Source organism: Moraxella sp. CTOTU47616 (assembly GCF_032017465.1).
Lineage (GTDB): Bacteria > Pseudomonadota > Gammaproteobacteria > Pseudomonadales > Moraxellaceae > Faucicola > Faucicola tetraodonis.
The window spans coordinates 188,001-211,744 of sequence record NZ_DALZPU010000001.1; the positions used below are offsets into that span (position 1 = coordinate 188,001).

A 23,744-nucleotide genomic window follows, 5' to 3' on the forward strand; every position below is an offset into this window, starting at 1 on the left:
GCATCGTATGCGCCATCCAAATCAAACCTATTATTTACTCGGTCATCGTGCTGCTCGCGCTGAAAGGCTAGAGAACTGTCAAGACGGCTTTGCCTACGTGCAGCAATTGCAAAAACATGGGAAGCAGCTTGATGGGGTTGAATTTGATATCCAAATGACCGCCGATGGTAAATTTGTGGTGGTACATGACGAAACCTTAAATCGGCTGGCAAAACAACAATCGTGGATTGCTGATAAAACATGGGCGGAATTAGACGCCATTGTGCAATCGGACTATGGGCGTTTTTCCCAACGTTTTGAACTAGGATTTTTAAAACATCGCCTATTGTTGCTAGACGATTTACCACCCTATCTGCAACACTTTTGCCATATTGAACTAGAAATCAAAACCCATGCTAAAACCCAGCCAGCCTTGTTGGTTAAAAATCTGCTTAGGCTATTATCACAAGAAATATGGCAAGATTTACCCATTACTTTGACCAGTTTTGATACCGATATTTTGTACCAAATTCACAACCAACAGCAATTTTTAACGTTTCACTTTCCGACAGGATTATTACTTGAGCCTAAGACACTTGAGCCTAAAACCACGCTGGCAAGCCAAATTGCTTTTTTACCGACGCCTGATGCATCGGGTAAAAACTTAATATTGCAAACCTTTAATCGCGCTTGTGCGTTAGGCTGTCGCCAAGTGGGCATTTATTATGCGCTTATCACCCCAGCCCTGTTGGAAATTGCCAAAATTTATGGCTTAACAGTCACCGCTTGGACGGTGAATGAGGTTGATGTAGCAAAACGCTTGATTGAGATGGGCGTCGATTGTGTGATTACAGATTATCCTACCCAATTTTTAACCCAATTATATGAGTTTAACGTTTAAATTGACCCACTAAATTGACCAATCAGGAGATAACCATGAAACTTGCAGAAGCTTTGTTACGACGTGCCGATATGCAAAAAAAGCTCGCCAGTTTGAAATCGCGCATTGCTGAAAACGTCAAAGTCCAAGACGGCGATACCCCAAGTGAAAACCCAAATGAACTGCTGCTACAAGCCAATCAAGTCATGAGCGAGCTGTATGCGTTAATCGACCATATCCATCGCACCAATGCCATCGCTGTCATGCCCGATGGTTCAACCATGCTAAGCACTTTAGTCAAGCGTGATGAACTTGCCGAACGCCATCGCCTGCTGCAAACTGCGATTGATAATGCTAAGACGGAAGGCGATCGTTATAGCTATCGAGAAATCAAATGGCAAAAAGTGATTGAACCGGTCAAACTGCAAAAACAAGCAGATGACATAGCGGTCAAACTTAGAAACTTAAATATCCAATTGCAAGCCGCTAATTGGCAGATTGATTTAGTATAAGCTAGTTTGAAAAAACCCTACAATTTGCTATGATAGATTTGAACATACAGGGCGACTATCAGACCTTGTTTGGCGCGCTGTCCACCGAGAGGTTGAAAACAAATCGGGCACAGCTTGCAGGTCTGCGAGCAAGACCATCTTTTTACTTGTCATGCTCAGCACACCTTACTAGTTAAACCCGCTCACAAGGCGACTTTAGACCTGCACTCATTACTACCGGATATTGACTGTATGTTCACCTTTTTTGTCTAAAATCCTCTGTTTGATGGGGGCAAAACTTTTGCGGTGCATGGGCAAAATACCGTAATGTTGTATCGCTTGAATATGGGCGGCAGTGGGATAGCCTTTATGCTGCTCAATGCCATAATCAGGATATAACTCTGACAACGCCACCATGTCTCGGTCACGCGTCACTTTGGCAATCACACTGGCGCCACTGATACACGCATGTTTGCCGTCCCCTTTCACAATCGCTTGCTCATGCGTAATTTGCTGATAATTGGGCAAGTCAAACAACACGGGCAGTTTATTGCCATCCACCATGACGCTAAAGGTCGCCGTTGGGTATTGCGCTAACATTTGCGCCATCACGCCTGCCACCGCTTGTTTCATCCCTAGTAATGTCGCTTGTAAGATGTTGAGCTGGTCTATTAAGCTGGCAGAAATTTTGACAACCTGATGCGCGCTCGCCGTTTGTTCAATCAAGGAAAATAACGCTTCTCGTTTTTTCTCTGACAGTTTTTTGGAGTCGGTTAGCGCGCTTAGGGCATGATTGTGGCTAATACCTACACTATCAGCAGTGTGTAAATCAGTGCTTACGCTATCTTCTTTGATAGATAAAATCGCTTTATCGAAGATGAGCGCACAAACTACCACATCGCCCAATAACGGCCCGCGCCCGACTTCATCCACGCCGATAATAAAATGCTTTGTCATTTAATTTAGATCCCAAAATTTGTTACAATGCCTACCATACGGCTATTTTACATTTTTAAGGAAACAATATGAATATTTTAGTAATTGGCACAGGTGGACGTGAGCACGCATTGGCATGGCAATGCGCCAAAGATAGCAAAGTTAGCACAGTTTTTGTTGCCAATGGTAACGCGGGCACAGCGCTTGAACACAAACTACAAAATGTCGATTTAGACGTCAAAGACCATGCGGCGGTGATTCAATTTTGCCAAGATAATGACATTGCCTTTGTATTGGTTGGTCCTGAAGCGCCACTTGTGGCAGGTATGGTTGATGATTTAACAAAAGCAGGTATCAAAACTTGGGGACCCACGGCGTATTGCGCGCAGCTTGAGGGGTCAAAAGCCTTTGCCAAAGATTTTATGATAAAACACCATATTCCTACCGCCAAATACCAAACTTTTAGCGATGCCGAGCAAGCGATTGCTTATGTGAAAGCCGAAGGCGCGCCGATTGTCATTAAAGCCGATGGTTTAGCCGCAGGTAAAGGCGTGATTGTGGCGATGAGCGAACAAGAAGCCGTTGATGCCATCAATGATATGTTATCGGGCAACAAATTTGGTGATGCGGGCAGCCGTGTGGTGATTGAGCAGTTCTTGCAAGGCGAAGAAGCCAGCTTCATCTGTATGATAGATGGCAACCATATTTTACCGATGGCAACCAGCCAAGATCACAAACGTATTGGCGAAGGTGATAGCGGTCTTAATACAGGCGGTATGGGGGCTTACTCACCTGCCCCCGTGGTGACACAGCAAGTACATGATAAGGTGATTGCCCGTGTAATTCAGCCAGTGGTCGATGCCATGAACGCTAATGGCACGCCTTATACGGGATTTTTGTACGCAGGCTTGATGATTGATGACCACAATGACCCCTATGTGATTGAGTTTAATTGCCGTTTTGGTGACCCAGAAACACAGCCCATTATGATGCGCCTAAAAGGCTCAATGGTTGACTTGATAGCCTCAGGGTTGGATGGCAATCTCCCCAAACAAACCGAGTGGGATGAGCGTCCTGCCTTGGGTGTGGTACTGGCTAGCAAAGGCTATCCAGAAAGCGCGAGCAACGGCGATGTCATCCATGGGTTACCAACGCTTGACTCACAATATGGGCAAACGGATATGGATGTCAAAGTTTTCCACGCAGGCACCAAAGCGTTTGATAATGGTGAAATTATCACCAATGGCGGCCGTGTGGTTTGCGTGACGGCGCTCGGTGACGATATTTTGGATGCCCAAACTACAGCCTTAGCAGTTTGTGGCGCTATTAGCTTTGATGGTATGCAATATCGCCGTGATATCGGTTGGCGCGCTATTCAATCTAGCGCCGAATAACCAGTAACCAATGATATGGCATTTAGACATCTAGCCACTGTGTTAGCCAAGTGGTTACGCTAAGTGTTAATCCGCTTTATTAAAAATCGGTAACAACAATCAAAGCAAATCATGTGTTAAAATGATTTGCTTTTTATTTGGCTTTTTCTTTCAAAAACATTAGGCACCCTGTATGGCAAATCCGCAAAATTACGATAACCAACCGCTTGAACAGCTCAAAACCTCGGCGCTTGACCGTCGGTTATCGATTGCCAAAGCATCGCTCAATATCGGCAGACGATGGGCGACCAATAGTGCCTTTGGATTATTCAAATCAAAAGAAGAAAAAGCGGTACAAAAACAAGCTTTTATGCGTGAGCAAGCCCAATATTTGGTGGATGAGCTGGGTAAACTCAAAGGCTCGGTGGTCAAAATCGGTCAAATGTTAGCCCTGTACGGGGAGCATTTTTTGCCCCCCGAAATCACAGAAGCATTACAGACATTGAACAGCCAGACGACTGCTTTTTCATGGTCAATTATCGAATCAGCGCTGCAAAAAGAATTGGGCGATACCATCCATGAGTTTGATATCGACCATACCCCAATTGGCACCGCCTCACTTTCGCAAGTACATAGAGCGGTTCATAAAGCCACGGGCGAGCAAGTGGTATTTAAGGTGCAATACCCCAATATCGCTGACGCCGTAGACAGTGACTTGGATTTGTTTCGCCAACTGCTTAAAGTCACCAATGTTGTCCCACAAACCCGTCAACTCGATGATTGGTTTGAAGAAATTCGTGACCTGCTGCATCATGAAGTCAACTACCTTCTCGAAGCAGATACCACTGAGCTATTTTTTCAACGTTTTGTTGGCGATAGTCGCTATGTGGTACCGCGCATCCTCAAAGCTTATAGCACTGATCGGCTGCTATGTATGACCTATGAAGATGGCGTATCGATTTTGGATGAGCAAGTATTTGCGCTACCGCAAGAAAGACGGAATGCGATTGGGCAGGCTTCGATTGAAATTATGCTGCGTGAGATTTTTGAATGGGGGGATATGCAGACCGACCCCAATTTTGGCAACTATCTGATTCGCCTTGCACAGCAGCCTGATACACAGCTTGACCAATTGGTGTTATTGGACTTTGGCGCGATTCGTCAGTTTGATGACAATCTGCTACTTATCGCCCGTAATTTGCTGTTGGCAGGGGTTTTTCATGACCGTAGCAAAATGCGCCAAGCAATTGAACAAGCAGGCAAGCATTTTGAATTCTTTGCTAATCTTAGTGATTCGGTGAAAAATGATATGGTCGAGCTATGTTTGCTTGCCAGTGAACCCTTTAGTTTGCCAAGTCATAATCCGACGATTCCACCGAATGTACTGGATGTACATGGCAATTATATTTGGGCGGAAAGTGATTTACATAACCGTGTCATTAAGCTTGCCAGCAAATCAGCGACCTCAAAAGCCTTTAGCGTGCCGCCTAAAGAGCTGATGTTTATTAGCCGTAAATTCATCGGCGCTTACACGTTTATGACTGTGCTTGATGCAAGAACCAAAGCCCATGACTTGATGGCAACATTCACCTCAGAAGATTGGACGTAAATTTGCCGTCAATATCACCGCGCCCAACTTGATAAAGCGTCAAATTTCGTATGGGATTTTTACTGTTTTTTCCACGTCAGCCAATTATCAATCACCGCATTGGCGGGATTGATGTTGCTTTGTTCACGCAGCCACTCTGATGTTTGCCGCAAATCTCGCAGCTGCTCGTTATAGTTTTTGACTTTTAATGATTGCTGTACCACACGGCAAATATTGTCTGGGTTGGCGTCTTCTTGTAGCAATTCTGGTACGATTTCTCGACCTGCCAAAATATTAGGCAGTGCCACATACGGCACTTTGACTAGGCGTTTTGCCAGCCAAAAGGTCATTTTATTGAGTGAATATACCACTACCATCGGTTTACCCAGTAGCATGGCTTCAAGCGTGGCGGTACCCGATGCCAGCAGCACCAAGTCTGACGCCGCCATCACCCGTTGGCTAAAATCCGCTTGTGTTTCATCACAGCTCACTGTCACATGATGGCGCACCTGCGCTGATTGGGCTTCTAGATATTGCTCTACGATAGTCAGTAGATGCTCGTTGACCGTTGGTACGATAAAGCATAGCTTATCATCCATAATCAACAGTTGATGAATGGCTTTGAGCATTTTTGGAAAAATCGCATCGATTTCACTGCGTCTTGAGCCTGGCATCACTGCAATGAGATGACTCATTTCAAGCTCGCCCATTTTGACAAAAAACTGATGATAGGTGGGATTATCCCAAATCAACTCACGGCGAAGCTCGTCCATGGGCGTTGTAAGTAAATTGTCATCAATGGTCTTGAGGAGTGAATGCCCGACACACACGGCGGGATGATCATGTTTTTGGTACACAGACAACTCAAAAGGAAACAAACACAGCACCAAATTGGTCGCGCGTTTGATTTTCTCAATTCGCCCTTCCCGCCATGCCCATATCGATGGGCTGACATATTGCACACAATAAATACCCGCTGATTTTAACCGTTCACCCAATCGTAAATTAAAATCAGGCGCATCAATGCCGACAAAAATATCGATTGAATTTTGTTTAAACGCTGCCAAAATCTCATCGCGTGCTTTAAACAAATCTGGCAAATGCTTGACCACTTCCACCAAGCCCATCACCGACAAACGAGACATCTCAATGACTGAGTTAAGCCCCTGCGCTTGCATCTGTGCGCCACCCACCCCCACCCACACAATGTCATCACGCAAATTATTCATCTGGCGCATGAAGTCTGCACCCAGCGCATCGCCTGAGACCTCGCCTGCTACGATACCAATGACAATCGGCTGAAATTTATTTTTAGCAACGTTTTGCAGCAAGTTCTCTCCACTGATGTTAGAAAAGCTCGCTTCGCTGACGTTAGAAAAGCTGGCTGCGCTTGGGTTAGCAATATCGGTTGCGAGTGTTGCGTTTGCAGCAAGGTCTGAAATGGTTTGTGCAGGGGCGTTAGCGTACATGGGATTAAACAGCCTTGTTTGGTTATCATTTTAAAAAAATATTTTAGGGGTAAACAGATGAAAAGTAAAACCATCAAAAAATTTAATGACAGTTATTTGTTATTTTGTACTAGTATACTGATACAAGAGTTGTTATAATGTTGCTGTAGGATATGCAGATTACCCAAATATCCAAAAAAACTTTGACCAAACAGATTTTGAACATTGACAAAATATTTTATCAACTGCCAAACTAAAAGTAGGCTTTCCTACTGACTCAAGTAATGACATTATAAATTTTTTGGTTTATAGTGATTTTTTAAATTTTTGCCAACAGCCTGTGAGAATTATGACAACTTTTGCCAAAACTGATATCGCTGATGTAGATAATGTGAATATTGAAGCAATTTTACCGCTAGTGACGCCTGCGGAATTAAAAAACGAACTACCATTGAGCCCCAAAGCTATCGAGACGGTGACCAAAGGTCGCGAAACCGTGCGTAATATTTTAGACGGTAAAGACAAACGTTTATTGATGGTGATTGGTCCCTGCTCTATTCATGACGTCAACGCTGCGCATGAATACGCCGATAAACTGTTGGCTTTATCCAAAGAAATTGAAGACAGTATTTATGTCGTGATGCGTGTGTATTTTGAAAAACCCCGTACCACAGTGGGCTGGAAAGGCTTAATCAATGACCCAGACATGAATGATAGCTTTGATATCAATAAAGGCTTGCGTGTTGCGCGCAAACTGCTGCTTGATTTAAATGAAAAAGGCTTACCTTGTGCAACCGAAGCGCTTGATCCCAATACACCGCAGTATATCCAAGATTTAATCAGCTGGTCAGCGATTGGCGCACGTACCACTGAGAGTCAGACTCACCGCGAGATGTCTTCAGGTCTGTCTTGTCCAGTTGGCTTTAAGAACGGTACAGACGGCGGTATGACAGTGGCTGTCAATGCCATGCAAGCGGTGAAATCTGGTCATAGCTTTTTAGGTCTATCTGCCGATGGTCTGGTGTCGATTATCAAATCAAAAGGTAATCCATACGGTCATGTGGTGCTTCGTGGCGGTAATGGCAAACCCAACTATGATGCCACTGCCGTTGCCCAAGCGGAAAATGAACTTGCCAAAGGTAAAGTCTCAGGTAAAATCATGATCGACTCAAGCCATGCCAATTCAAATAAAGACCCTTACCTACAACCGATGGTCATTCAAAATATCGCTGAGCAAATCAAACACGGTAATCGCTCGATTATTGGGATGATGGTTGAAAGTCATCTTAAAGGCGGTCGTCAAGATTTGACCGCGGATTTGAGCCAGCTTGAATATGGCAAGTCTATTACCGATGGCTGTATCGATTGGGATACCACGGTCAAAGCGATGCATGATTTACGTGACGCCATTAAAGATGTATTACCCACTCGCGAGTTGAATGAGTAACTGTTATTTTTTTAAGTGATTAGTAATGAGTAAGTGATTATTAATTGTTAATTGACTCTAGTTTTTCAGATAGCTGATTAAAACGCCCTGTGTTACTTGTTTAGTCGCAGGGCGTTTTTTTATTAAAGCTTTAGCTCACTTGTGCTTTGCGTGCCACCTTCCCCGCGTCGGCTTTTAAGTTTGATTTGCAACCGCAGTTCGTTGGCAGAGTCAGCATTGCGAATTGCTTCATCATACGAGATGGCGCCTTCATCGTATAGATCAAATAAGGCTTGGTCAAAGGTTTGCATACCCAATTCTCGAGATTTGGTCATCAGCGCTTTAATTTCATGAAAATTACCCTTTAATATCAAATCCGCCATCAATGGGGTATTAAGCATAATTTCTACCGCTGCCCGACGACCTTTACCATCTTCTGTACGAATCAAACGCTGCGAAATGATAGCTTTCATATTCGATGACAAGTCCATCAGCAATTGGTTACGACGCTCCTCTGGAAAAAAGTTGATAATACGATCTAAGGTTTGATTGGCATTATTGGCATGCAAAGTGCCTAAACATAAGTGACCTGTTTCAGCAAATGCAATGGCGTTTTCCATAGTTTCAGTATCACGAATTTCCCCAATCAAAATCACATCAGGCGCTTGGCGCAAGGTGTTTTTGAGTGCGTTATGCCATGAATGACTATCCACGCCTACTTCACGGTGGGTGATCATGGATTGTTTGTGTTTGTGCACATATTCTACTGGGTCTTCGACGGTGATGATGTGACCTGCGGAGTTTTCATTACGATGGTCAATCATTGCCGCCAGCGATGTTGATTTACCTGACCCCGTTCCCCCTACGACCAGCACTAACCCACGTTTTTCCAAGATAATTTTTTTGAGCTGCTCAGGTAGTAGCAACTGTTTAAAGTTGGGTATTTCTGCCGTAATGGTACGAATCACCATACCCACTTGTAATTGCTGCTGAAACACATTAACCCGAAATCGCGATACATTGGGCACATTTATCGCAAAGTTGCACTCAAGATTGGTTGCAAATTCTTCGCGCTGTTTTTGGTTCATCAAACTATAGGCAAACAGTTTGGTTTTTTCAGCCGTCAGTGGTTGTTTATTGAGCGGCTTCATGAGCCCGTGATATTTAATACTGGGTGGAAAATCCGCTGAGATAAATAAATCAGAACCACCGATTTCTACCACTTTGGACAGCATATTAAACATGACTGTTTTGGCTTCATGTAACGTTTCTTCGGCAACACTGATTAAAGATTCATTATGACTCATATAGGATATTCCTAACAATAAATGAAAGCAGATTATTTGGTCATAGCACTATGTTTGCTTGATATGCTTGTGAAACTTGTTTGCTATGCTGATGAAAATTGATAGATACATGTACAAAATTTACGTTAAAAAACGACCCGTTTAGCCTCTCATCCTTGCCTATCTTTGACGGCACGCCTTGATAAAGCATTGATAAAGCAGTTTGCGTTTTATATCCATCACGGTCAATTCTTGCAGAGTTTGTTGCTGATAGTCAGATGCAACTAGCTACCATTGGTTTTTCCTATTTAGGGCATTGGCAGTCTATAGCGCATAAAACGTTTGCCATGTTGATAAAAATTTCAATTTTTGTCAATAAAATTAGTAATGCGGCGGTTTATCGCTCAACAAATCAAACGGCTGAATTTGTGAGCCTTGTGTTTGAGTTTCCAATTTTTGATAAAGTAGCTGTAATTGCCGTTGTTGGTCAGCAATCAGTTGGCTTTGCCCGGTGACGATATTATCAAGTTTATCCAATGTATCTTCCATAAACAGCACTTGCGTTTGTAAATCAATCAACGCTTGGGTTAATTTTTCTACCATATTAACCAACCCGTTTTCATCGCTTGCCTGTTTTTGATGATCTTTTTCGCTCATTTAGAATGCCTCATAAGTTTCCCCACAATTTTTTGCCATAAAGTCTGCTACAATAGCCGCATTTTCCTATTATACAAACATTTTTACTAAACTTTGAGAAAGTTATGGCACTGATTCATTTACGAGATATTCATTTAGCATTTGGTATTGCACCGATTTTGGACGGTATTGATTTTAATATCGAACAAGGCGAACGCGTGTGTTTGATTGGGCGCAATGGTGAAGGCAAATCAACTTTGTTTAAGGTCATTAGCGGTCAAGTCAAGGCTGACAGTGGCGAATTCCAAATAAGTGGCAATCTGAAAATTGCCATGCTTGAGCAAGACATTCCCGAAACGTCGGGCAAAGTCAGTGACATCGTTATGGCAGGTGCCGGTGACGTGGCAACATGGCTAACAGCCTACGAGCAAGCCAGTGATAAATGCGCCAGTGGTGACATGAAAGCCTGCGAATTGATGTCAGATTTGCAGCATAAAATTGATGATGCCCATGGGTGGGACTTGACCCGTGAAGTACAGACCATGCTGTCGATGATGAACTTGGACGGCGACGCCGATATTAGTGAATTATCGGGGGGGCGCAAACGCCGTGTACTGCTTGCCCGTGCGCTGATTACCAAACCTGATGTGCTACTACTTGACGAGCCGACCAACCATTTGGATGTCGAAAGTATCGAATGGCTTGAGCAATTTTTGCAAAACGCGCAAGGATTAACCCTGCTGTTTATCTCGCATGACCGCTCGTTTATTGACAAAATCGCCACCCGCATTGTCGAGCTTGATCGCGGTATTCTACGCAGTTATGACGTCACCAAGCAAGCAGGCAATGTCAATAAAGGCTATGCCCGCTACCAAGAACTTAAAGAACAACAACTGAGTGCCGAAGAAAAAGCCAATGCCAATTTTGATAAAAAACTGGCTGAAGAGGAAGTGTGGATTCGTCAAGGCATCAAAGCGCGCCGTACCCGCAATGAAGGTCGCGTGCGCGCGTTAAAGGCGCTGCGTGAAGAACGTAAATCCCGCCGTGAGCAAGTCGGACAAGTTAATATCAGCATGAACGATGGCGACAACAGCGGCAAATTGGTTGCCAATGTCAAACATCTCAATCTAGGTTATGGCGATAAAACCTTGGTGAAAGATTTTACCACCAGCATCATGCGTGGTGACCGCATTGGTATTATCGGTAAAAATGGTGTCGGCAAATCCACGCTCATTCATGCGATTTTGGATATTCCACAGCCTGATATCACCAAATCTGGCTCAGTAAAATTAGGCACTAATCTACAAATCGCCTTTCTTGACCAGTTGCGTGACCAACTTGATCTAGAAGCGACCGTGGTACAAAACGTCGCAGAAGGTTCTGATTTTGTAGAAGTGGCGGGTAAAAAGAAACATATCATCGGCTATTTGCAAGATTTCTTATTTGCCCCAGAACGTGCAAGAACGCCAGTCAAAGCCTTGTCAGGCGGTGAGCGTAACCGCGTTTTGCTAGCCAAACAGCTACTAAAACCTGCAAATATCTTGGTACTTGATGAGCCGACTAACGACTTGGATATGGCAACCCTAGAGCTATTAGAAGAAGCGGTTGATAGCTTTAATGGCACCATCTTACTGATTAGCCATGACCGTACCTTTATGGACAACGTCGTAACATCAACTTGGGTTTTTGATGAAGATAGTGATGGCAATGGTATTGTCAAAGAATATGTGGGCGGCTATCAAGACTATTTGACGCAAAAATCCCGTGAGCAAGCGATTAAACCCAAAGCAGACAAATCAGAAAAGACAGCAGCAAAGCCCAAAGAAGTGATTAACACTGATGCGCCAAAAACTGATACGGTGAAGAAAAAACTGAGCTACAAAGAACAGCGTGAATTAGATAGTCTCCCCGATGAAATCGCGCTACTCGAGCAAGAGCAAGCTGAACTTCAAGACAAATTAGCCGATGGCAGCTGGTTTGTGAGTGATATGGCAGCCGCTACCCAAGCCAGTGAACGTCTCAACGAGATTGATGATTTGCTACTTGAAAAAATGGCGCGCTGGTCAGAACTTGATGATTAAAAATAAGTAAATAATTTATAAAGTCAAGGTTAACAATTAACCTTGCTTTTTTTTATATTTTATATTAGTTAATGTTTACAATAACCAATATAATGTAATTTATAATTGAAAATAGCCTTTTTGCTCCTATATTATAGCTATCAATAAGGAGAAAAATCATGGCCATGCAAAATAGCAAGCAAAATAGCAATAAAACTTACCGACAAGTTGACAAAATCCATGCTGCCCCACGCCCTCATTGGGTAGGTGATGGTTTTCATGTCAACCCGATGTTCAATCACATGGTGGGTGATAAACGCACCGATCCTTTTTTAATGCTCGACTATGCAGCAAAACAATATTTTGAACCCAATGCTCAAGCCCCTCGCGGTGTCGGACAACATCCGCATAAAGGGTTTGAAACGGTAACTATCGCCTATGCAGGTGAAGTCTCTCACCGTGATTCTAGTGGCGGTGGCGGTACGATTAAGACAGGTGACGTGCAATGGATGACGGCAGGCAATGGCGTGATTCATGAGGAATTTCACTCCCCTGAATTTAGCCAAGCAGGCGGTGATTTTAGCATGGTACAGCTTTGGGTCAATCTACCTGCCAAAGATAAAGCCACGCCTGCCAAATACCAACATCTTGCCAATGATGACATGGCGGTGGTCAGTCTGCACGATGATGAAGGACTGCATGCAGGACAAATTAAGGTAATTGCTGGGGAGTTTACCCCTACTATCAATACTCACGCCCCCCAACAGGGTGACAGTAAGGCACGCGGCATTGGCACGACTTTTACCCCCATTAACTTGTGGGATATCAGTATTGAACCCAATCGCTCGATAGAAGTCGCGATTTCTCGCACCCACAATTTGTTGTTATTGTCGATGCAAGGCGATGTGATCATCAACGCTGATCACGACCAGCAAGCACACGCCAATCAATTAATCACTTTTGAGATTGAAAGTGGCGATACCGGCGAAGATTTTGTACGCTTAACGGCGGGCAAAGCGGGAGCGAAAATCTTGCTGATGAGTGGTGAACCGATTAATGAGCCTGTGGTGGGTTACGGACCCTTTGTGATGAATAGCCAAGCCGAAATCCGTCAAGCCATCTTAGATTTTAATGCGGGGAAATTTGGCGATATTCAATAAATTTTTCGGCTAAAAAAAGCGATATCATGGATTTGATATCGCTTTTTTATTACTTACTTTATCTTGATTATTTATCTTGGTAGGTGCAAAGATAAGCCGTTTCTTCGTCAATTTTTACCTTGAATTTTTGGTTGGCATCGACGGTAAAGGTTTCATTGGCTTTAAAAGTTTGCCAGTCAGTTTGGTTTGGCAATAGTGCTGAGATAGCCCCGCTAATGACGGTCATGGTTTCAAATTGACTTGTGCCAAACTCGTATTCGCCTACTTTCATCACACCCACGGTCGCAGGTAGGGTGGCTGTTTGAAAACCGATTGATGCCACATTGCCATCAAAATATTGATTGACTTTTAGCATAGTTACTCCTCAAAATTAGCTACTATAAACCGATTATCATAAACTTTTTTGACCAATTATCAATCCTATTTTCCAAAAACACTGGCAAAACTGCCAAAATTTGGCAAATACTTTGAGCGTAATTTTTGTAGTATTTTTATATCAATTATTCCTTAACAACTAAAACTTCCTATTTTTATGCTATATTCATTTTTTTACCACAGTTGTTATGTTTGCACGCACTTGGCTTGTATTAATTGAGGTTATTGCTTTATGTATGTTAAATATTCGTCGTCTATCGTCGCTTTATCGCTCTGTTTGTCGCATCGTTTGGTTGGTCAAAAACTGGCATTGCCTGTCAGCTTAGCGGCATTGTTGGCAGCCTGTTCATCAGCACCTATTCAGACCCAACCCCAAAAACTACCAGGTACCTTGCCGACTTCCCCTGTGGTGATTACGGCACCCCCGAAAGTCACGCCCGTGCCACCTGTGACTGTTCCCACCAATCAATATAGTAGCTTTTATCAGTGGAAATCGGATTTTATTGAACGCGCCGTGCAAAAAGGTTACCCCCGTGCTGATGTTGAACGCTTGCTGTCAAGCGCCAACTACAGTGAGCAAGTGGTGTCACTGGATAAAGGACAGCCTGAATTTGCCAAAATGCCTTGGGAATATATCGATGGTGCCGCATCGAGTGGTCGTGTCAGTGGCGGTCAGCGCAATTTTGCCAGCCAAAGCGCGCTACTTGAGCGCATTGAAAATCAGTATGGTGTGCCGGCCTCTATTGTGACTGCCATTTGGGGCATGGAATCTTCTTACGGTCAAGGCACAGGCAACTCATCACTGGTTAATAGTTTAGCGACCCTGGCATATGATGGTCGCCGCCGCAGTTTTGCAGAGGATCAGCTACTAGCGCTGTTGTCGCTGCTTGAGCGTGGTGATATTGATTGGTCGCAACTGCGCGGCTCTTGGGCAGGTGGGATGGGACATACCCAATTTATTCCCAAAACTTGGCTAGATGAAGCAGTAGATGGCAATGGTGATGGTCATCGTAACCCTTGGCATACCGCTGATGCGTTAGCCTCTACCGCAAGCTATCTCAAAAATGCCGGCTGGCAGCGTGGCATGGGCTCGTACTATGAAGTACGATTACCAAATGGTTTTGATTATCGCCAGGTTAGTACCAAAAAAACCATGGCAGACTGGCAAAATTTAGGTGTTCAATTTATTACCCCAAATGCGCCCATGGATGCGATGGCAGAATTGTGGCTCCCTGCGGGTAAAGAGGGTCCTGCGATTTTATTAACCAAAAATTTTGATGCGATTAAGGTCTATAATAACTCCTCGAATTATGCCATGGGGGTAAGCTTACTTGCCAAAGCCATTATCGGTCAACCAGGCTTACAGCAATCTTGGCCACGCTATGAGCAGCCACTTGCTACTTATGAAGTACGCCAACTGCAACAGCGTTTGACGGCAATGGGTTATGATACCAAAGGGTCAGATGGCGTCGTAGGCACCAATACCAAATTGGCATTCCAGCGCTGGCAAGCAGACCACAACCAAATCCCAGATGGATTTATCTCAAAACGCTCGGCAAGTGGGCTGATTAATTAATATATTTCTTCATAAAAAAGCCACCGAATGATTCAGGTGGCTTTTTTATTTAATTATCCATACTAAATTCTTCAGCGTAGCTATTCCAACCCAGTTTAGTACGGCAAGCTTCAAAAAAATCCACCCCAGGTGGGTGTAATAACGTGAGTTTGTTAGGATGCTTGTGAATCACTAAGCGCTGGTTTTGGTTGAGCGGCACCGACGGTTTGCCATCTGCACTCACCATCGGCTGGGTGCGGTTATCTTTATGGATGCGGATTTTGATTTCGCTGTTACCACTAACCACAATCGGGCGGCTTGATAAGGTATGTGGATGCATGGGCACCAGACAAATGGCATCCATACTAGGATGAATAATCGGCCCGCCACCTGATAGCGCATAAGCGGTGGAACCCGTCGGTGTGGAGGCAATCAGACCATCACTGTGCTGACGATAGACATTCAGCCCATCAATTTTTAAATGAAAATCTAGCATATGCACTGATTTTCCTGCATGCAGCACAATGTCATTTAGCGCCATATCTTCATAAATCACATGCGCACCTTGACGGATTTCCATCTTTAACAAGAATCGATCTTCAAGCTGATAATGACCTTGTAAAATACTGGTCAATTTTACGTTTAAATCATCAGGGTAAATGTCAGTTAAAAACCCTAAACGTCCGCGGTTTACCCCCACTACGGGCACTTTGTGTTTGACCAGTACTTGCGCCGCATGTAGCAGCGAGCCATCACCACCGACCACAATGACCAAATCACAAGCACCGCCGAGCAAACTGCGCTCAATAGTAGCAATGTCACCCAAACGTGCAAAACTCAATGCCGGCAACCGTGCCGTCTGATGGTCAATTAATAAAGGCAACCCTTGCTCATGAAAAAAGTCACAAATTTGGTAGATACTTTGAATGACACTTGGCTTGTTGGCACGACCCATAATGCCGATACGCCCAAAGGCAGGATTGGGAATAAGTGTGGACGTCATAGCAGAAAATTAACTGATAAAGATTAAGCTATTTTATCACAGCTTACTGGCTCACGTTATGCCCAATCAGTATTTTATATTACAAAATTGCTAACCTTCGTTGTGCAGTTAATGTATACAAACTCATTGCTATTTGCTAATTTAAGGTAATTAACATATAGCTAAATTTTGAAATTTTTTAACGCTTGGGAGCAAATTTTTATGGCAAATCCGATTATATCTCGTGCTGAACTTGCGGTTAGTACGACACCGATGACGGTCAAAGGGGTCATTCGAAAAACCTCTTTTCTGCTAGGTCTGACGACGTTATCGGGTGTTGGATTTTTTGGCTATTGCCTAGCTAGTGGCGTCACTTCAGGTTTTGTTAGTGTAGCGGCTTTAGCCAGTATCTTGGTGGCTTTTGTATTGAGTATGGTAATTATCTCAAAACCCCACATAGCTAAAACACTGGCAATTCCTTATGCAATTTTAGAGGGCATCGTGATTGGCGCGATTTCTCTCTTTGCTAGCATCAAGTTTCCCACAGTTGCGCCGACGGCGTTGGTCGCAACTTTTGTAACCGCTGCAGTGATGCTGGCGCTTTATCGCAGTGGCGTGATTAAAGTCACCCAAAAATTTCGTTCTGTGATGATGTCTGCTGTGATTGCTATTATGCTGGTGTATCTGGTACAAATCGGGTTTAGCCTATTTGGTAGCTCACTGCCGTATTTGTTTAGCGGTGGCGTGGTGGGTATTGGTTTTAGCTTGCTGGTGATTGTGATTGCATCACTGAGCTTGTTATTAGATTTTGATAGCGTTGAGCGAGCCTATGCCGCAGGGGTGGATGAAAGCTATGAATGGGTACTAAGCGTTGGTATCTTATCAACGCTGGTGTGGATGTATATTGAATTTGTGCGTTTACTACGTTCCCTACAAAACTAAGTTTTATCAAATAAAAGAACACGGTTTAAAGTACCGTGTTTTTTATGGCTTGTAGTTTAAGGTAATAAGCGTTCCATCACCCATTGCTCGTCATTTAGCGAATAGACGATGCGGTCATGCATACGATTGGCTCTACCCTGCCAAAATTCGATTTTTTCTACCGTCAACAGATAGCCACCCCAAAATTCTGGTAAAGGGATTGGGTTGTCCCCATACTGCACAGTTAATTGGGCAAATTTGTCTTCCATTACCTCGCGGCTAGCAACCACACTGCTTTGTGGTTCGCTGACCCAAGCAGCTAATTGGCTATCACGGGGACGGCTATGAAAATACTGAGCGGATTGTTCACGGCTAACCTTTTGTACAGCGCCGGTAAGACGGATTTGTCTTTCTAAGCTTGGCCAAAAAAATAATGCTTCAGCATTGGGGTTGGTCGCCAAATCACAGCCTTTGGCACTGTCGTAATTGGTATAAAACACGAGGCCAATGCCCGTGTTATCCAATTGGATAATTTCACGCATCAGTAAAGTGCGCACACTTGGCTGCCTATCACGTCCACAAGTCGCCAGTGAAAACGCATACGCTTCTCCTTGCTTGCTATCAATCGCTTGCTGCACCCAAGTTTGTAGCAAGCCAAACGGCTGCTCCGGCAAGTGTGATTCGATAAGCTCGCCTTGTTCATACGATAATCGTTGACTGGTAAAATCAATACTCATTTTTTATCCTTATGAAATGTCAACTTTACGCCATCACTTGGCGTACTTTTTCAGCAAGTTCATTGGCTAGCATATCGCACTCAATCTCATCATCGCTTTCGACCATCACCCGAATTAATGGCTCTGTACCTGATTGACGAATCAGTAAACGACCCCGTCCTGTCAATTTTTCTTCGGCAGCTTTAAACGCATTTGCCAATTCTGGGAAGGTATAGGGATCTTGTTTTTGCGCCAATCTGACATTGACCAATTTTTGTGGGAGCTGGGTATAACCCTTCATCAGCTCTGATAATGATTGTTTGCTCTGCGCCATCACCGCAAGCACTTGTAGACCTGCCACAATGGCATCGCCCGTACTGGCTTTATCTAGCGTTAAAATATGACCCGATGACTCACCGCCCAGTACCCAGCGATTTTTCTCAAGCCCTTGCATGACATAGCGGTCGCCAACTTTGGCGCGCTCAAAGGCAATGCCCGCTTTATCAAACGCTAATTGCAGACCCATGTTGGTCATCAAGGTACCTACCACGCCATCGACTTGTTGCTCTGCTTGGGTGGCTAAAATATATAAGATGCCGTCACCATCAACCAACTCGCCTTTTTCGTTGACCATGATGATACGGTCGCCATCGCCATCTAAAGCAATACCCACTTGGGCATCATGGTCAAGCACCGCTTGTTGCAAGTTTGCCGGATGGGTAGAGCCGACATTGTCGTTGATATTAATGCCATCGGGTTTATCGCCAATGGCAATTACGCTAGCACCTAACTCACGTAATACACGGGGTGCGACGCTGTATCCTGCGCCATTGGCACAGTCAACGACAATTTTTAGGGCATTTAAATTTAGGTTGTAGGGGAAAGTGCCCTTACAAAACTCGATATAGCGACCTTTGGCATCCTCCACACGATAACTTTTGCCTAGCGCTTCTGGAGTGTCAATGACGACATTGATATCTTTGATTTCATCAATTTTTTCATTGATGGCTTGCTGAATTTCATCTGACAGCTTTTTGCCTTCATTGGAGAAAAATTTGATACCGTTGTCATAAAACGGATTGTGGGATGCGGATATCACTACGCCCGCATCAGCGTGAAAACTTCGGGTCAAATGCGCGATGGCAGGAGTTGGAATAGTGCCTAGCATATGTACATCTACGCCTGCGGCGTTAAACCCTGCTTGCAGACAGGCTTCAATAACATAGCCAGAAAGCCGTGTATCTTTACCAATGACGACATTGGGACGATGATTTTCATTCGGGGCTGCTTGGTTGGCTAGCAGCACTTTACCCGTGGCATAGCCTAATTTGATTAAAAACTGCGGATGTATCGGAAATTCCCCAAACTTACCACGAATACCATCAGTACCAAAATAACTCATTTAATTCTCCTTTATCGCCCATTGTTGTTATCACAATATAAAATTTTAGCATAGCAAAATTTCACGCATGTTGCGACATCTGTTTGTTTTTATGGGTGATGGCGCAACACGTTACTTTAGGCTATAAAAACTTTGGGCAATAAATTGGGCTATAAAAAAACTGGGTAGTTAACCCAGTTTTAGCGCAATCAACCTATCACTTAGTTTACACGGTAATTAGGGGCTTCTTTGGTGATTTGTACGTCATGTACGTGAGATTCTTTCATGCCGGCCGAAGTCACACGCACAAATTGTGGTTTGCTACGCATTTCTTCAATATTGGCACAGCCTGTGTAACCCATTGACGAACGTAAGCCACCGGCTAATTGGTTGATGATACCATTCATTGGACCTTTGTAAGGGACGCGACCTTCGATACCTTCGGGTACCAATTTTTCCACCCCTTCTTTGGCGTCTTGGAAATAACGATCGGATGAACCGTTTTGTCCTGACATCGCACCTAGCGAACCCATACCACGGTAGGCTTTGTAGTAGCGACCTTGGAATAGCTCCACTTCCCCTGGCGCTTCTTCGGTACCGGCAAGTAGCGAACCCACCATGATACAAGAGGCACCCGCTGCTAACGCTTTTGCCATATCGCCTGAAAAACGGATACCACCATCGGCTATCAGAGGAATGTCATTTTTTAGCGCATCAGCCACGTTGCTAATCGCTGAAATTTGCGGCACGCCAATACCTGCGATAATACGTGTGGTACAAATAGAGCCCGGACCGATACCCACTTTGACCGCATCGGCACCCGCATCACGCAACGCTAGTGCCGCATCAGCAGTGGCGATATTACCGCCAATCACTTGGATGTTTGGATAGTTGTTTTTCACCCAAGCCACGCGATTAATGACGCCTTTTGAATGACCATGTGCGGTATCTACGACAATCACGTCGACATCGGCAGCGATGAGCGCTTCAACGCGGGCTTCTGTGTCCGCCCCCGTACCTACTGCCGCGCCAACACGTAAGCGACCTTTGCTATCGCGGCAAGCATTTGGGTTGTTTTCAGCTTTGGTGAAATCATTGACAGTAATCAAGCCTTTTAATTGAAAATTGTCGTCCACAACAATCACTTTTTCGATGCGGTGTTCGTGTAGCAAACGTTTGATATTCTCTGTAGGCTCGCCTTCTTTGACTGTCACCAATTTTTCTTTTGGGGTCATGATATTGCGAACAGGCTGGCTTAGGTTATTTTCAAAACGGATATCACGGTGAGTGACGATACCGACCACTTGGTTACCTTCTACCACAGGCACACCGCTGATTTTGTTTTCTTTGGTGATACGGAGCAGTTCTCCCACACTGGTATCGGGTGATACACTGATAGGATCAACAACCGTACCGGCTTCAAATTTTTTCACCCGGCGTACTTGCATGGCTTGTAAATCAATGTCCATGTTTTTGTGCAAAATACCCATACCGCCAAGCTGAGCAATGGTAATCGCCATTTGCGATTCAGTCACAGTATCCATCGCAGCAGATACGATGGGTAAGTTTAGCTCAATACCGCGTGTCAAACGGGTTTTTAAATCTACCATCTTAGGCAAGACTTCAGAATAAGCAGGTAGTAGCAGCACATCATCAAAGGTAAGTGCTTCATCAACGATTCGTAACATAAAGACCTCGGAGTAGTTAAGCGTAGTTAAATAGTAATTAAAATTTTGTCGTGGTGAAAAATTTGACAGCCAAAAAACCGCAAAAGGCTGAACAGTTCCCTGCCCAGCCTTGTGGTTTAGTCTGTTGTCAGCTTAAATCGCAATTGACACCATCTTTTATTTAAGTTTTAAATTAACCGCCTATTTTAGATAAAAAACATGTCTATTGCAATCATTTTTCTAAATTACACCGAGATAAAGCGCATATAAGCTTACATAGCGGGCGGTCTTGGCAATCGTCACCAACAGCAAAAAGCGCCAAAACCGTTCACCGAACACACCGGCAAACAACGTAATCGGATCACCGATCATGGGTGCCCAGCTAGCAAGCAATGACCAAAACCCATATTTTTGATAGACACGCTTGGCTTTGGCAAGCTTGACAGCCGATACCGGAAACCAAGGCTTGTCATAAAAGCGGTCGATCTGACGCCCAAGCCAAAAATTGACACACGAACCCAATACATTACCAACGCTTGCCACCACCAATAGCAGCCAAGCCTTATAGTGTCCCTTGGCCAATAAGGTGACAAGCACCGCCTCAGATTGCATGGGCAATAGGGTTGCCGAGCCAAAGGCGGCTAACCATAGGAACCAATAAGCCAATTACACGCGGCGCCATGTCGTGCCATTTTTACCGTCTTCTAGCTCAACGCCTTGCGCCTTCAAATCATTACGAATTTGGTCAGCTTTGGCAAAGTCTTTGTCCGCTTTGGCTTGCTTGCGCGCTTCGATGAATGCTTCAATCTCGCTATCACTTAACCCGGCCGTTTCGCCCACTTTCGCTTGTAAAAAATCGGTTGGATTAAGCTGCAAGATATTGAGCGGTTGTGCCAAATCTTTTAGCAATGTTGCCAATGCTAGCGCCTGGGCATTGCCTTCAGCGGTTTCGAGATTGACCGCTTTGTTGATTTCACGCGCTAGACTAAATAATACGCTCACCGCCCCTGCACTGTTAAAATCATCGCACATGGCTTGATTAAAAGGGGTTTCAAATGGGGTTTTATCAATCTCACCCGCTGGTTGGGTCAGGTTTTCTACAGATTTTAAGACTTGATATAGACGCGTGAGGCTAGTTTGGGCTTCTTTAAGCGCGCTATCCGAGAAATTCACTGGACTGCGATAATGACTCGATAAAATAAAGAAGCGAATGGTCTCTGGGTGAAACTGCCCCATCACATCGCGAATGGTAAAGAAATTACCCAGTGATTTTGACATTTTCTCACCGTCAACATTGATAAAGCCCACGTGCATCCAGTTGTTGGCATAGGTTTTACCGGTTGCGCCTTCAGATTGGGCAATTTCGTTCTCGTGGTGCGGAAATTGCAAATCATGCCCGCCGCCGTGGATATCGAAGGTATCGCCCAAGCAGCAGGTACTCATCGCCGAGCATTCGATATGCCAACCTGGGCGACCCATACCCCAAGGCGATTGCCATTTGGTCTCAGATGGCTCTGTTTGTTTGGCAGATTTCCACAATACAAAGTCAAACGGATTTTTTTTGTCTGTCTCAACATTCACCCGCTCACTGGCACCCGCTTGCATATCGGATAGGCGACGTTTTGAGAGTTTGCCATACTCAGCAAAATTTTCGACCGCATAATAGACATCGCCCGTTGCGCCTTGATAGGCTAACTTTTTGCTTTCCAGCGTTTGGATTAGATGTTGCATCTGTGGGATAAAATCCGTGGCTTTTGGCTCACTGTTAGGACGCTCACAGCCCAGATTATCAGCATCTTCATGCATGGCTTTGATAAAGCGGTCTGTCAACTGATAGATACTTTCGCCATTGTCCTTAGCACGGTTAATAATTTTGTCATCAATATCGGTAATATTACGCACATAGTTGACATCATAGCCAATATGACGCAGCCAGCGCACAACCACGTCAAAGCCGACCATGACCCGTGCATGACCAATGTGGCAATAATCATACACCGTCATCCCACATACATACATGCCAACTTTGCCTGCTTCTAAGGGCGTGAATGGGCGTTTTTGTCCACTCATCGAGTCATATATGGTAATCGGCATGGGCTGTGTCAGCTGGGTCATGGGATAGTCACCTGTGCAAGTTGGATAAAAAAGACAATCGGTTATCATACCGAAATTTTGTTAAAAGTGCTATGATTTGGCATATTTCACACTTTAAGGTCTCTACAATGGGCAATCGATTATCAAAGATTTACACCCGAACGGGCGATGACGGCACCACTGGCATGGCGGATGGTTCACGGGTGTCTAAGGCAGACTTACGCTTTGACGCCATGGGTAAAATTGACTTATTAAACTCCCAAATCGGTTTATTACGGGGCTATCTTAGTCAAGATAACCATACTCAAAACAGTCAAAACCAACCTAACCATGTTCAACCCAACCACGCCCAATTTGATGCTAAGCTAAGCCGCTTGCAGCACCAGCTTTTTAATCTAGGGGGCGAACTTGCCATGCCTGAATACCGCGGGATTTTGGCAGAGTATGTGACAGAGCTGGAAAACCAAATTGATGAGTGTAACACCCATTTACCACCCCTCAAAGATTTTATCTTGCCTGCAGGCACCATTGTGACCAGCCAAGTGCATATCGCTCGCTGCTATTGCCGAGACGCTGAGCGCCTACTCGTGGCATTAAATTCGCGGGATGATAATGTCTCACCAATTAGTCTGCAGTTTATCAATCGTCTGTCCGATTGGCTGTTTGTATTGGCGCGCGTCGTTGCTCGATTGGATGCCGGTCAAGAAGTGCTTTGGGATAAAACCACCCTGTCATAACCCTATCACTGTACTTTAAAAACGCTATCCGTTAAAAACACTATACTTTAAAA

General features: G+C 44.4%; 21 protein-coding genes. 10 read left to right on the forward strand and 11 right to left on the reverse strand.

Going from position 1 to position 23,744, the window contains the following annotated elements; all coding sequences use genetic code 11:
* The first annotated feature begins 7 nt into the window (after positions 1-7).
* Together RTS10_RS00765 and RTS10_RS00770 are read left to right on the forward strand one after the other, a co-directional pair.
* The gene (locus RTS10_RS00765) at positions 8-880 is read left to right on the forward strand and encodes a glycerophosphodiester phosphodiesterase (RefSeq protein WP_312538745.1); all 873 of its coding nucleotides are present in this window, start codon (positions 8-10) and stop codon (positions 878-880) included.
* A 35-nt stretch (positions 881-915) separates the two neighbouring features.
* Positions 916-1,371 (forward strand): DIP1984 family protein, encoded by a 456-nt coding sequence (locus RTS10_RS00770; protein ID WP_007116746.1) that lies wholly within the window; start codon positions 916-918, stop codon positions 1,369-1,371.
* 213 nt (positions 1,372-1,584) lie between these two features.
* Here RTS10_RS00770 and RTS10_RS00775 read toward each other — a convergent pair whose 3' ends face one another.
* Entirely contained in the window at positions 1,585-2,307 is a 723-nt protein-coding gene (locus tag RTS10_RS00775) for a ribonuclease HII (protein ID WP_096488846.1), read from the reverse strand.
* Positions 2,308-2,375: 68 nt separating this feature from the next.
* Between RTS10_RS00775 and purD the strand changes: the two genes are divergently transcribed.
* Both purD and RTS10_RS00785 read left to right on the forward strand, forming a co-directional pair.
* Positions 2,376-3,680 carry a phosphoribosylamine--glycine ligase gene (purD, locus tag RTS10_RS00780; protein ID WP_312538748.1) on the forward strand — a complete coding sequence of 435 codons (1,305 nt, stop codon included), beginning with the start codon at positions 2,376-2,378 and terminating at the stop codon, positions 3,678-3,680.
* Between the two features lie 172 nt (positions 3,681-3,852).
* Positions 3,853-5,268: an ABC1 kinase family protein gene (locus RTS10_RS00785; protein ID WP_312538749.1), complete on the forward strand. Its 1,416-nt coding sequence runs from the start codon at positions 3,853-3,855 to the stop codon at positions 5,266-5,268.
* Positions 5,269-5,327: 59 nt separating this feature from the next.
* Here the strand turns inward: RTS10_RS00785 and lpxB are convergent, their stop codons facing one another.
* Complete coding sequence (gene lpxB / locus RTS10_RS00790) at positions 5,328-6,716, reverse strand: lipid-A-disaccharide synthase (RefSeq protein ID WP_312538750.1); 1,389 nt, start codon at positions 6,714-6,716, stop codon at positions 5,328-5,330.
* 328 nt (positions 6,717-7,044) lie between these two features.
* On the opposite strand from lpxB, the gene RTS10_RS00795 reads away from it, so the two are divergent.
* Complete coding sequence (locus RTS10_RS00795) at positions 7,045-8,142, forward strand: 3-deoxy-7-phosphoheptulonate synthase (protein ID WP_312538752.1); 1,098 nt, start codon at positions 7,045-7,047, stop codon at positions 8,140-8,142.
* A 122-nt stretch (positions 8,143-8,264) separates the two neighbouring features.
* On the opposite strand, the gene RTS10_RS00800 is transcribed toward RTS10_RS00795, so the two are convergent.
* Both RTS10_RS00800 and RTS10_RS00805 read right to left on the reverse strand, forming a co-directional pair.
* Positions 8,265-9,428 carry a PilT/PilU family type 4a pilus ATPase gene (locus tag RTS10_RS00800; protein WP_219331197.1) on the reverse strand — a complete coding sequence of 388 codons (1,164 nt, stop codon included), beginning with the start codon at positions 9,426-9,428 and terminating at the stop codon, positions 8,265-8,267.
* Between the two features lie 360 nt (positions 9,429-9,788).
* On the reverse strand, positions 9,789-10,064 hold the full coding sequence (locus RTS10_RS00805; protein WP_282841006.1) for a SlyX family protein: 276 nt from the start codon (positions 10,062-10,064) through the stop codon (positions 9,789-9,791).
* 104 nt (positions 10,065-10,168) lie between these two features.
* On the opposite strand from RTS10_RS00805, the gene RTS10_RS00810 reads away from it, so the two are divergent.
* Both RTS10_RS00810 and RTS10_RS00815 read left to right on the forward strand, forming a co-directional pair.
* Positions 10,169-12,124 carry an ATP-binding cassette domain-containing protein gene (locus RTS10_RS00810; protein WP_312524043.1) on the forward strand — a complete coding sequence of 652 codons (1,956 nt, stop codon included), beginning with the start codon at positions 10,169-10,171 and terminating at the stop codon, positions 12,122-12,124.
* Positions 12,125-12,282: 158 nt separating this feature from the next.
* Entirely contained in the window at positions 12,283-13,263 is a 981-nt protein-coding gene (locus RTS10_RS00815; protein ID WP_312538754.1) for a pirin family protein, read from the forward strand.
* 67 nt (positions 13,264-13,330) lie between these two features.
* On the opposite strand, the gene ppnP is transcribed toward RTS10_RS00815, so the two are convergent.
* Positions 13,331-13,618, reverse strand: a complete 288-nt coding sequence (gene ppnP, locus RTS10_RS00820; RefSeq protein ID WP_036597446.1) for a pyrimidine/purine nucleoside phosphorylase — start codon at positions 13,616-13,618, stop codon at positions 13,331-13,333.
* Between the two features lie 252 nt (positions 13,619-13,870).
* On the opposite strand from ppnP, the gene RTS10_RS00825 reads away from it, so the two are divergent.
* On the forward strand, positions 13,871-15,214 hold the full coding sequence (locus RTS10_RS00825; protein ID WP_312538757.1) for a lytic murein transglycosylase: 1,344 nt from the start codon (positions 13,871-13,873) through the stop codon (positions 15,212-15,214).
* A gap of 49 nt (positions 15,215-15,263) precedes the next feature.
* On the opposite strand, the gene RTS10_RS00830 is transcribed toward RTS10_RS00825, so the two are convergent.
* Positions 15,264-16,196 (reverse strand): NAD(+) kinase, encoded by a 933-nt coding sequence (locus RTS10_RS00830; RefSeq protein ID WP_007116759.1) that lies wholly within the window; start codon positions 16,194-16,196, stop codon positions 15,264-15,266.
* A gap of 201 nt (positions 16,197-16,397) precedes the next feature.
* Here RTS10_RS00830 and RTS10_RS00835 point away from each other — a divergent pair, with 201 nt between their 5' ends.
* Positions 16,398-17,117 (forward strand): Bax inhibitor-1/YccA family protein, encoded by a 720-nt coding sequence (locus RTS10_RS00835; RefSeq protein ID WP_007116760.1) that lies wholly within the window; start codon positions 16,398-16,400, stop codon positions 17,115-17,117.
* Positions 17,118-17,173: 56 nt separating this feature from the next.
* Here the strand turns inward: RTS10_RS00835 and pdxH are convergent, their stop codons facing one another.
* The 5 genes from pdxH to cysS all read right to left on the reverse strand — a co-directional run bounded on the left by pdxH (position 17,174) and on the right by cysS (position 22,975).
* Positions 17,174-17,833, reverse strand: coding sequence for a pyridoxamine 5'-phosphate oxidase (gene pdxH, locus RTS10_RS00840; protein WP_312383450.1), 660 nt, complete (start codon positions 17,831-17,833; stop codon positions 17,174-17,176).
* Positions 17,834-17,858: 25 nt separating this feature from the next.
* Positions 17,859-19,214, reverse strand: a complete 1,356-nt coding sequence (gene glmM, locus RTS10_RS00845; RefSeq protein WP_239742166.1) for a phosphoglucosamine mutase — start codon at positions 19,212-19,214, stop codon at positions 17,859-17,861.
* Positions 19,215-19,414: 200 nt separating this feature from the next.
* Entirely contained in the window at positions 19,415-20,881 is a 1,467-nt protein-coding gene (gene guaB, locus RTS10_RS00850) for an IMP dehydrogenase (protein ID WP_312538758.1), read from the reverse strand.
* Between the two features lie 219 nt (positions 20,882-21,100).
* On the reverse strand, positions 21,101-21,526 hold the full coding sequence (locus RTS10_RS00855; protein ID WP_007116765.1) for a YqaA family protein: 426 nt from the start codon (positions 21,524-21,526) through the stop codon (positions 21,101-21,103).
* The gene (gene cysS / locus RTS10_RS00860) at positions 21,527-22,975 is read right to left on the reverse strand and encodes a cysteine--tRNA ligase (RefSeq protein ID WP_312538760.1); all 1,449 of its coding nucleotides are present in this window, start codon (positions 22,973-22,975) and stop codon (positions 21,527-21,529) included.
* Between the two features lie 107 nt (positions 22,976-23,082).
* Between cysS and RTS10_RS00865 the strand changes: the two genes are divergently transcribed.
* Positions 23,083-23,691 carry a cob(I)yrinic acid a,c-diamide adenosyltransferase gene (locus RTS10_RS00865; RefSeq protein WP_312538761.1) on the forward strand — a complete coding sequence of 203 codons (609 nt, stop codon included), beginning with the start codon at positions 23,083-23,085 and terminating at the stop codon, positions 23,689-23,691.
* The last annotated feature ends 53 nt before the right edge of the window (positions 23,692-23,744 follow it).

What these genes read in the sequence shown, in the direction of transcription:
- RTS10_RS00765 (WP_312538745.1), top strand. Translation starts at nt 8, where the DNA reads ATGCGCCATCCAAATCAAACCTATTATTTACTCGGTCATCGTGCTGCT.
- RTS10_RS00770 (WP_007116746.1), top strand. Translation starts at nt 916, where the DNA reads ATGAAACTTGCAGAAGCTTTGTTACGACGTGCCGATATGCAAAAAAAG.
- RTS10_RS00775 (WP_096488846.1), bottom strand. Translation starts at nt 2,307, where the DNA reads ATGACAAAGCATTTTATTATCGGCGTGGATGAAGTCGGGCGCGGGCCG.
- purD (WP_312538748.1), top strand. Translation starts at nt 2,376, where the DNA reads ATGAATATTTTAGTAATTGGCACAGGTGGACGTGAGCACGCATTGGCA.
- RTS10_RS00785 (WP_312538749.1), top strand. Translation starts at nt 3,853, where the DNA reads ATGGCAAATCCGCAAAATTACGATAACCAACCGCTTGAACAGCTCAAA.
- lpxB (WP_312538750.1), bottom strand. Translation starts at nt 6,716, where the DNA reads ATGTACGCTAACGCCCCTGCACAAACCATTTCAGACCTTGCTGCAAAC.
- RTS10_RS00795 (WP_312538752.1), top strand. Translation starts at nt 7,045, where the DNA reads ATGACAACTTTTGCCAAAACTGATATCGCTGATGTAGATAATGTGAAT.
- RTS10_RS00800 (WP_219331197.1), bottom strand. Translation starts at nt 9,428, where the DNA reads ATGAGTCATAATGAATCTTTAATCAGTGTTGCCGAAGAAACGTTACAT.
- RTS10_RS00805 (WP_282841006.1), bottom strand. Translation starts at nt 10,064, where the DNA reads ATGAGCGAAAAAGATCATCAAAAACAGGCAAGCGATGAAAACGGGTTG.
- RTS10_RS00810 (WP_312524043.1), top strand. Translation starts at nt 10,169, where the DNA reads ATGGCACTGATTCATTTACGAGATATTCATTTAGCATTTGGTATTGCA.
- RTS10_RS00815 (WP_312538754.1), top strand. Translation starts at nt 12,283, where the DNA reads ATGGCCATGCAAAATAGCAAGCAAAATAGCAATAAAACTTACCGACAA.
- ppnP (WP_036597446.1), bottom strand. Translation starts at nt 13,618, where the DNA reads ATGCTAAAAGTCAATCAATATTTTGATGGCAATGTGGCATCAATCGGT.
- RTS10_RS00825 (WP_312538757.1), top strand. Translation starts at nt 13,871, where the DNA reads ATGTATGTTAAATATTCGTCGTCTATCGTCGCTTTATCGCTCTGTTTG.
- RTS10_RS00830 (WP_007116759.1), bottom strand. Translation starts at nt 16,196, where the DNA reads ATGACGTCCACACTTATTCCCAATCCTGCCTTTGGGCGTATCGGCATT.
- RTS10_RS00835 (WP_007116760.1), top strand. Translation starts at nt 16,398, where the DNA reads ATGGCAAATCCGATTATATCTCGTGCTGAACTTGCGGTTAGTACGACA.
- pdxH (WP_312383450.1), bottom strand. Translation starts at nt 17,833, where the DNA reads ATGAGTATTGATTTTACCAGTCAACGATTATCGTATGAACAAGGCGAG.
- glmM (WP_239742166.1), bottom strand. Translation starts at nt 19,214, where the DNA reads ATGAGTTATTTTGGTACTGATGGTATTCGTGGTAAGTTTGGGGAATTT.
- guaB (WP_312538758.1), bottom strand. Translation starts at nt 20,881, where the DNA reads ATGTTACGAATCGTTGATGAAGCACTTACCTTTGATGATGTGCTGCTA.
- cysS (WP_312538760.1), bottom strand. Translation starts at nt 22,975, where the DNA reads ATGACCCAGCTGACACAGCCCATGCCGATTACCATATATGACTCGATG.
- RTS10_RS00865 (WP_312538761.1), top strand. Translation starts at nt 23,083, where the DNA reads ATGGGCAATCGATTATCAAAGATTTACACCCGAACGGGCGATGACGGC.